Here is an 8895-nt window from a genome sequence, read left to right on the forward strand (position 1 = left end):
TCCGCGCGGGTGGCGGGGCTGCCGGGCAGCGGGGCGCCGTCGGGGCCGAGGTGGTGGCGGGCGAGGATGCCGGGCAGATAGCCGGGCGCGGTCTCGGGGGTGTAGTAGGGCTCCAGCGGCGGCAGCGCGCCGGACCGCTCCAGCAGGGCGGCGATCCGGGCGCGGGCCGCGTCGAAGGCGCCCGCGTACGAACCGTCCCCGGCGGCGACCCCCTGCCGGGCCAGCCACTCCGGGTCCGGCTCCGGCCGGTGCCCGGCGTCCAGCCGGTCCCAGGAGGTGAGGCACCCGGAGCCCAGGAAGTGGTGGTTGCCCAGCGCCTCCCGCACCCCGAGGTCGGTCAGCACGGCCGTCGGAATGCGCCGGTGGAGGGACTCCAGGGCCGCGGTGGAGCTGACGGTGACCAGGAGGTCGGTCCGGTCCAGCACCTCGCCCATGTGCCCGTAGACCAGACGGAGGTTGGCCGGCAGCTCCCGCCCCCGGACCAGCTTCTGGTACGGCAGCTCCTCGATGTGCGTGGTGTGTTCACCGGGCTTGGAGCGCAGCTTGAGCAGCACCTCGCGCTCGGGGTGCCGCCGGGCGTGGGAGATGAGCCGGTCCAGCAGGTAGGTCCGGTCGGCGCGGTTCTCCGGTACGGAGGGCTGCGCGGCGAACGTCACGGTGCAGGGCGTGAGCCCCTGCTCCGCGGAGGGCGACCTTTCACCCGCGTACGCCTCCCCGCCGAGGAACGGCAGCGCCACCTCGGTGACCGCCCCGGCGTCCGCCCCGACCCCCTCGTACACCGCGCGGAACCGGTCGGCGTCCTGGGCCGAGTTGGCGAGGACGAGGTCGGCGCCGTGCCGCAGCAGCAGGCCGTCGGCGAGCTTCTCGTAGACGACACCGACGTAACCGGTGACGACGACCGGGCGCGGACCGCTCCCCCAGGCGTGCTTCAGGCCGTGCAGCATGGCCTGCACCCCGCCGCCGACCAGCGCGAGGACCAGGATGTCGTAGGACTCCCCGGTCATGGCGCGCAGGAACTCCGCGCCGGTGACCTCGCGGAGCGAGTCGGCGGTGGCGCCGGTCTCCGCGAGCTGGCGGGGTGTCGGGGTGGCCCGGCCCCGCAGGAGGTAGCCGTCGAGCCGTCCGGCAGCGGCGGGAGCGATACGGCGCGCGGTGAGCGCGCCCCACTTCCACCGGGTGTCGGAATCGGCGAGGACGGCGATCCGCGGGGACTTCGTTGCACTTGCTGGCACGCCGAAGACGCTAGGAAGCGATTCGTAGCCCCGGCCCAACCCGAACTCAACAAACGGTTAACAGCACATCGACGAATGGGGATTCGGGCCCGGATCGACCTCGGGGAAAACCCGGTTCACGGCTTCGCCACGCGTCGTTCACCCGGTATCAAGGCGAGCGTCGACACGAATGCCGGGCCCCGCCCTAACGTCCTCGGCGTGGTCAAGCTCTCGGTCATCGTGCCGTTCTACAACGTGCAGCAATACGCGCCGGACACATTGAGGAGTCTTCGTGCGAACGCGCGGGACGATTACGAGTTCATTCTCGTGGACGACTGTTCCCGCGACGGGACACCGGGCATCCTCGAGCGCGCCGAACGCGAACTGCCGGGCGCCGTCGTCGTCCGGCACGAGCGCAACGGCGGGCTGGCGACCGCCCGCAACACCGGTCTGGACCGGGCGCGCGGCGAGTACCTGACGTTCCTCGACGGCGACGACTGGCTCGCCCCCGGCTACTACGACCAACTGGTCGCCCGCATGGATGACTTGGGGTGCGACTTCCTGCGCACCGACCATGTCCAGTGCACCGCGCGGGCCCGGTCGGTGCACCGGGTGCCGCACGGCCGGCGCGATGTCGTCCTGGACCCGAGGGCAGCCATCCTGCCCGCGGACCGGTCGACCTCGGTGGACTACGCGTACGCCTGGGCCGGGATCTACCACCGGCGGCTCGCGGAGCGGGGGCTGCTGCACTTCACGGACGGACTGCGCACGGCGGAGGACCGGCCGTGGATCTGGCGGCTGCACCGGGAGGCGGAGTCGTTCGCCGTGGTCGGGCTGCTCGGCGTCTTCTACCGGCGCGGGGTCGCCTCCTCGCTGACCCAGATCGGCGATGTCCGCCAGCTCGATTTCCTGCGCGCCTTCGACCAGGTCATAGCGGAAACAGCCGCCGACCGGGATGCGAAGGAACTGCTGCCGAAGGCCGTGCGCACCTATTGCGCGATCATTTCCCACCATCTGGGAAGCATCGAAAGGTTCGAGCCCCCGGTGGCGAGAAAACTGAAATCCCTGAGCGCGGCCGCCCTCAGGCGCATGCCGCAGGACGTGCTGAACGAGGCGCTGGACTCGATGGACCTGGCCCGCGCCACCCGGCTGCGCCGCCTGCGCCGCCGCCCCTCCCCCGCCGGGGCCGCCGCGTGACCACCCAGATCTTCCAGGCGTCCACGCTGTACGGCGTGGCCACGCTGGCCGCCGCCCTGGACTCCGGCTGCTTCGCCCCCGCCGACCGGCGCCTGCTGCTGGTCTGCAACAACGCGGCCACCCCGGAAACCACGCCCCCGCTGGACGAGATGCCCGGCTTCGAGCGGCTGCGGGACCGGTTCGACGACGTACTGTCCTACAACGAGACCATCCACCCCTTCCACCCCGGCGGCTGGCTGCCCCGCGTAGACGACATGCCACTGTGGCAGCGGTACTTCCGCCACGAGTGGCGACTCGGAGACGGGCCGGTCGAGTTGGCGGTCGAGTCGATCCAGGTCAACCCGTCGCTGGCGCTCGCGCAGATCTTCACCGGCGCCCCGGTCACGGTCTACGCCGACGGCCTGATGAGCTACGGCCCCACCCGCAACAAGATCGACCCGCTGGTCGGCACCCGCGTGGACCGGCTGCTCCACCTCGACCTCGTACCGGGCCTTCAGCCCTTGCTGCTCACCGAGTTCGGGGTGCCGGCCGAGATGGTGCCGACCGCGGCCTTCACCAAGGTGCTGACGGAACTCGCGGGCACCGGCGACGAGTTGCCCGAGATCGGGGAACCCGCGCTGCTGCTGGGCCAGTACCTCTCCGCGCTGGACATCCTCACCCCGGACGAGGAGGAGGCGCTGCACGTCCGCATGCTGCGCGGCGCGGTCCGGCTGGGCCACACCCGCGTGGTGTTCAAGCCGCACCCCACCGCACCGGCCCGCTACGCCCGCACCCTGGAGGAGGAGGCGGAGCGGCTCGGGGCGGACCTCACGGTGCTGGACACCCCGGTGCTGGCCGAGGTGCTGTACCAGCGGATGCGCCCGGCGCTTGTCGTCGGCTGCTTCTCCACCGCCCTGCTGACCGCCGCCACGCTGTACGGCCTGCCGGTGGCGCGGGTCGGCACCGGCACCCTGCTGGAGCGGCTCGCCCCGTACGAGAACAGCAACCGCGTGCCGGTCACCGTGGTCGACGCGCTGCTGCCCGAGCTGGGCGACCGGGCGGCCGTCACCGAGGGGCGGCGCGGCATGGCGGTCGCCGAACTGGGCGAACTGGTGCGCGCGGTGGGCTTCGCCATGCAGCCGAAGATCCTGCCCGGGCTGCGCGCCGACGTGGAGGGCTTCCTCGCCCGGCACCTGGACCCGGCCACCCTGCGCTACTTCAAGCGCCGCCGGCTGACCGTGCTCGGGCTGCCCGGCGGGGTGCCCGCGCAGCTCGCGTTCATCCCGCGCAACGCCACCGTCCGCCGGGTGGCCCGCCGCGCCCGCGGCCTGCGCCGGACCGCCCGCGGCTGAACCGCCCTGCTACCGACCGATTCGATGCCAAGGACTGTGCAGATGACCGCCACCTCGCCGCCGGCCGCGCCCGCCGGCCTCTCCCAGCCGGTCGCCACCGGGGCGCGGGGGCGGCTGCTCGCCCTGGACGGGCTGCGGCTCGTGGCCGCGCTGATGGTGTGCATGTACCACTACACCGGGCGCGGCGGGACGATATCGGAGTCCTGGCACCAGAGCCCGTCCGAGGTCTTCCCCCGGCTCTCCCAGATCACCCCCTACGGCTGCCTGGGCGTGCAGTTCTTCTTCGTGATCAGCGGCTTCGTGATCTGCATGAGCGGCTGGGGCCGCACGCTCGGCGACTTCTTCCGCTCCCGCGTGGCCCGTCTCTACCCCGCCTACTGGGTGGCGCTGGTGCTGGTCACCGGGGCGGCCTTCGTGCTGCCGGTGGTGGTGCACCCGGTGCGGGCGGACGAGTTCCTGGTCAACCTGACCATGCTCCAGCAGCCGATGGGCGCCTCCCGGATACTCGGCGTCTGCTGGACGCTCTGGGTGGAGGTCCGGTTCTACGCGCTGTTCGCCCTGTTCGTGGTGTGGCGCGGGGCGACCTACCGGCGCGTGGTGCTGTTCGCCTGCGTCTGGACGCTGGCCGCCGCGATCTCCACCACCGCGGGCAACGCCCTCACCGACGCCCTCGTCATGCCGGAGTACGCGCCGTTCTTCGTCGGCGGACTCGCGCTGTACCTGGTCCACCGCTTCGGCGGCAGCCCGCTGCTGTGGGGGCTGGTGGCGATGTCCTGGCTGCTCGGGCAGAGCGCGGCCGTGCGCGGGCTGTGGCATCCGGGGGCACACGGCGACTTCACCCGGCACCCGGTGGTGATCGTCGCCGTGGTCACGCTGGCCTTCGCCTCGGTGGCGGCCGTGGCTCTCGGCTGGACCCGGTGGGCGTCCTGGCCGTGGCTGGTGACGGCGGGCGCGCTGACGTACCCGTTCTACCTGGTGCACGAGCACCTGGGCTGGTTCGCGGTCCGGGTGCTGCACCGGGGGCTGGGGCTCGGGGCGTGGCCGACGCTGGGACTGACGGTGGCGGGGATGCTGGCGCTGGCGTGGCTGCTGCACCGGTTCGTGGAGAAGCCGTTCGGGCCCCGGCTGCGCCGGGCGCTCAAGAGCTGACGTCAGCGGATGCCGTACGCGGCCTCGATCCCGGCCACGATCAGCTTCAGGCCGCCTCAGCGTGGACGCCCGGCCGGAGCCCAGGGGGATTACGGGCGGGCGACCGCGCCCCGGACGGCACGGTGGACGGCGTCCGCCTCTTCGACGCCTTCCGGGGCCCGCACGGCCCCCCGGGATCCTGGGGGCGCATGGCAGCCTGCCCTGAACTAGCCCGCGGCCAGCGACAGCTTCACCGCGAAGCCGAGGAAGAGCACCCCGGCCGCCGAGGTGGCCGTCGCCGACAGCCGCCTGCGGCGGCGGAACGCGGCGGCCAGCCTGGTGCCGCCGAAGATCAGGGCACTGAGGTAGAGGACGCTCGCGGCCTGCGCGAAGGCGCCGAGGACGACGAAGGACAGCGCCGGGTAGGCGTAGGCCGGGTCCACGAACTGCACGAAGAAGGCCACGAAGAACAGGATCGCCTTCGGGTTGAACAGGCTGACCACCAAGGCCCGCCGGAACGGCCGCTCGGCCTCCGGCCCCTCCTCGGCGGTGGCCTCCGCCACGACCGGCGCCCGCCGGGTCCGCCACATCTGCCAGGCGGCCCGCAGCATCCCGATCGCCAGCCAGGTCAGATAGCCGGCCCCGGCGTACTTCACGATCCCGAACAGCACGGCGTTGGCCTGCAACAGCGAGGCCACCCCGGCCGCGGACAACGTCATCAGCACGGTGTCCCCGCACCACACCCCGGCAGCCGCGGTGTACCCCGGCCTGATCCCCTTCCGGGCGGCCACGGACAGCACGTACAGGGAATTGGGTCCCGGAAGCAGAATAATGAGCAGCAGCCCGGCCAGGTAGGCGGGCAGATCAATGACGCCGAACATGGATGCGAGTGTCGCACGCGGCCACCAGTGGCTCAGCGGGCGTCCGGGGGCTGATACGTCCCCCACACCGAGCGCAGCGTGTCGCAGACCTCGCCCAGGGTGGCCTCGGCGCGGAGGGCGCGTTTCATGGGTGGGAGGACGTTGGCCGTGCCCTCGGCGGCCGCGCGGAGGGCGAGGAGGGCCGCGTCGGCGGTGCGGGCGTCGCGGCGGGCCCGCAGGCGGGCGAGGCGTTCGCGCTGGCGGGTCTCCAGGGCGGGGTCCACGCGGAGCGGGGCGTAGGGCTCCTCCTCGTCCAGGCGGAAGCGGTTCACCCCGACCACCACCCGCTCCCCGGCCTCCGTCTCGCGGGCGATCCGGTACGCGTTCCGCTCGATCTCGCCCTTCTGGTACCCGAGTTCGATGGCAGCCTCCGCCCCGCCCAGCTCCTCGACCCGGCGCAGCAGCCCCAGCGCGGCCCGCTCCACGTCGTCGGTGAGCCGCTCCACCGCGTACGACCCGGCGAAGGGGTCGACGGTCGCGGTCAGGTCGGTCTCGTGAGCGAGGATCTGCTGGGTGCGCAGGGCGAGGCGGGCGCTCTTGTCGGTGGGCAGCGCGATGGCCTCGTCGAAGGCGTTGGTGTGCAGGGACTGGGTGCCGCCGAGGACCGCCGCGAGCGCCTGCACGGCGACCCGGACGAGGTTCGCCTCCGGCTGCTGGGCGGTGAGCTGGACCCCGGCCGTCTGGGTGTGGAAGCGCAGCATCCACGACCTCGGGTCCCGCGCCCCGAACTCCTCCCGCATGAGCCGGGCCCACATCCGGCGCGCGGCACGGAACTTGGCGACCTCCTCCAGCAGGGTCGTACGCGCCACGAAGAAGAAGGACAGGCGGGGCGCGAAGTCGTCCACGTCCATGCCGGCCGCGAGCGCGGCGCGGACGTAGGCGACCGCGTCCGCCAGCGTGAACGCGATCTCCTGCGCGGGCGAGGCTCCGGCCTCGGCCATGTGGTAGCCGGAGATGGAGATGGTGTTCCACCTCGGCAGGGCGGCGGCGCAGTACGCGAAGAGGTCGGCGGTCAGCCGGAGGGAGGGGCGGGGCGGGAAGATGTAGGTGCCGCGCGCGATGTACTCCTTGAGGATGTCGTTCTGGACGGTGCCGGTCAGGCGGTCGCCCGGTATCCCGCGTTCCTCGGCCACCAGCTCGTACAGGAGCAGCAGTACGGCCGCCGGGGCGTTGATCGTCATCGAGGTGGACACCCGGTCCAGCTCGATCCCGTCGAACAGCTCCCGCATGTCCTCGATCGAGTCCACCGCCACCCCGACCCGGCCGACCTCGCCGCGCGCGAGGGGCGCGTCGGAGTCGTACCCCATCTGGGTCGGCAGGTCGAAGGCGACCGAGAGGCCGGTGACGCCGTGGGCGATCAGGTCGCGGTAGCGGGCGCCCGACTCGGCGGCGGTGCCGAAACCGGCGTACTGGCGCATGGTCCAGGGGCGGCCGGTGTACATGGTCGGGTACACGCCACGGGTGTAGGGGTACGCGCCCGGTTCGCCCAGATCGGTGGCGGGGTCCCAGCCGGTCAGTGCCTCGGGGCCGTAGACCGGCTCGACGGGCGTGCCCGACTCCGACTCTCGCGCCATGGCTGCCTCCGGGATCCGGGAGGGTCGGTCGCCTTCCACGATGCCTCGTTGTTCGGCGGCGGGCGCGCGGGGGAAGCATCCTCGGCATGAGGATTCCGGGCAGAACCGTCGCCCTGTTCGCCTCGGCCGCCGCCCTCGCCGTGGCGCTCGGGGGGTGCAAGCCACCGCCGGAAGGGGCCGACGGGAAGCCGCAGTACCCGGTCCACTTCGACACGCCGTCCGTCCGGCCCCGGACCACGGCTCGGGCCCTGTTCGCGCGCGGGGACAGCGGGACCGGCGTGCGCGAGCTGCAGGCCCGGCTACGGCAGGTGCAGTGGCTGAACGACGGGCCGACGGGTGAGTACGACGACCTCACCGAGCAGGCGGTCAGCGGCTTCCAGGGCAAGCGCGGCCTCCCCCGTACGGGCGGCGTGGACACCGTCACCTGGCAGCGGCTGGTGGCGATGACGCACCGGCCGGGCCAGTGGGAGCTGTATCTGATGGGCGGCCAGCCCGCCGCCGCGCCCGACCCGCGCTGTCTGACCGGGCGGGTGCTGTGCGTGAGCAAGACCAGCCGGACCCTGCGCTGGATGATCGACGGCCGCACGCTCACCACGGTCTCGGTCCGCTTCGGCTCGCAGTACACCCCGACCCGCGAGGGTGTGTTCAGCATCTACTGGAAGTCCCGGCACCACGTGTCGACGCTCTACGACTCCCCGATGCCGTACGCCATGTTCTTCAGCGGCGGCCAGGCGATCCACTACTCCTACGACTTCGCGGCGCACGGGTACGCGGGCGGTTCGCACGGGTGCGTGAACGTGCGCGACGAGGGGGCGATCGCGTCGCTCTTCGCGCAGGTGCGGAACGGGGACCGGGTGGTGGTGTACCGGTGAGCGTCTTCCACCGGTGAAGTGGGGGCGCGGGCGGGACCGGGGGAACGTGTCCCGCCCGCGCCAATGCACGAGCCTTCGGGTACGGGGGGAACCCCGGCTCAGTGCTACGGCCGATGACCAGTCGGCTCACTCAGTACTGCGCCGTCGCCTCCAGAAACGTCACACCTTTCCGAAACTATTTTTTGGAAGTGACAAAGTCCCAGCTCAGAGGGGATCTGGCGGGTCGACGGGAGGTTGAGGCGAAGGCGCGGGCGAGGGGTGTGGCCGTCGTCGTCGCCCTGGTTGCCGTCGTGCCGGCCGCCGCTCCCGTCGTCGCCCTGGTTGCCGTCGTCCCGGCCGCCGTTCCCGTCCTCGTCGCCCCCGCCGTCCGTGCCCCGGTGGTCGTGGGTGCGGCCGTTCACCTCGGCGGCGGTGAGCAGGGCACGGCAGTAGACCTTGACCCGCGTCGGGCCGCCCGCGAGGCCCTCCAGGGTCCGCCGGTTCCCGGCGTCCGGCTCCCGGCCTTCCCGCAGGTCGCGGCACGCCGTGGCGGCGGCCCACCAGCGGGCGCCGGGGCGGCGTGAGGGCTGGACGGAGGAGGGCTGGTCCGTGGCCTTGCCGGTGCTCGCGGCTTCGTCGTCCGATGCGTCGGGGGCCGGTGCGCGCGGGGTCAGGTCCGGGGT

Annotated in this window: 7 protein-coding genes and 1 pseudogene; 4 read left to right on the top strand and 4 right to left on the bottom strand. The window is 72.7% G+C overall.

Annotated features, from left to right (window positions below):
• On the bottom strand, positions 1-1232 hold a 1232-nt coding region (locus GT030_RS05580; protein WP_161200116.1), incomplete at its 3' end, for a DUF6716 putative glycosyltransferase.
• A gap of 198 nt (positions 1233-1430) precedes the next feature.
• On the opposite strand from GT030_RS05580, the gene GT030_RS05585 reads away from it, so the two are divergent.
• Genes GT030_RS05585 through GT030_RS05595 form a run of 3 tightly spaced genes read left to right on the top strand, consistent with a single transcriptional unit; the run spans position 1431 to position 4888 of the window.
• A complete protein-coding gene (locus tag GT030_RS05585; RefSeq protein ID WP_161200117.1) occupies positions 1431-2408 on the top strand; it encodes a glycosyltransferase family 2 protein in 978 nt (325 codons plus the stop codon).
• The gene (locus GT030_RS05590; protein WP_161200118.1) at positions 2405-3739 is read left to right on the top strand and encodes a polysialyltransferase family glycosyltransferase; all 1335 of its coding nucleotides are present in this window, start codon (positions 2405-2407) and stop codon (positions 3737-3739) included. Before GT030_RS05585 ends, GT030_RS05590 begins: the two co-directional genes overlap by 4 nt.
• A gap of 42 nt (positions 3740-3781) precedes the next feature.
• Complete coding sequence (locus GT030_RS05595) at positions 3782-4888, top strand: acyltransferase (protein WP_237522221.1); 1107 nt, start codon at positions 3782-3784, stop codon at positions 4886-4888.
• 206 nt (positions 4889-5094) lie between these two features.
• Here the strand turns inward: GT030_RS05595 and leuE are convergent, their stop codons facing one another.
• Positions 5095-5748 (bottom strand): leucine efflux protein LeuE, encoded by a 654-nt coding sequence (gene leuE, locus GT030_RS05600; protein WP_161200119.1) that lies wholly within the window; start codon positions 5746-5748, stop codon positions 5095-5097.
• A 32-nt stretch (positions 5749-5780) separates the two neighbouring features.
• Complete coding sequence (locus GT030_RS05605; protein ID WP_161200120.1) at positions 5781-7361, bottom strand: methylmalonyl-CoA mutase family protein; 1581 nt, start codon at positions 7359-7361, stop codon at positions 5781-5783.
• 86 nt (positions 7362-7447) lie between these two features.
• Between GT030_RS05605 and GT030_RS05610 the strand changes: the two genes are divergently transcribed.
• A complete protein-coding gene (locus GT030_RS05610) occupies positions 7448-8233 on the top strand; it encodes a L,D-transpeptidase family protein (RefSeq protein WP_161200121.1) in 786 nt (261 codons plus the stop codon).
• Between the two features lie 104 nt (positions 8234-8337).
• Here GT030_RS05610 and GT030_RS05615 read toward each other — a convergent pair.
• Positions 8338-8895 (bottom strand): annotated as a pseudogene (locus GT030_RS05615) (hypothetical protein); the annotation flags it as partial.

Origin of the sequence: Streptomyces sp. SID1328 (assembly GCF_009865595.1) — a bacterium.
Classification (GTDB): domain Bacteria; phylum Actinomycetota; class Actinomycetes; order Streptomycetales; family Streptomycetaceae; genus Streptomyces; species Streptomyces griseoluteus.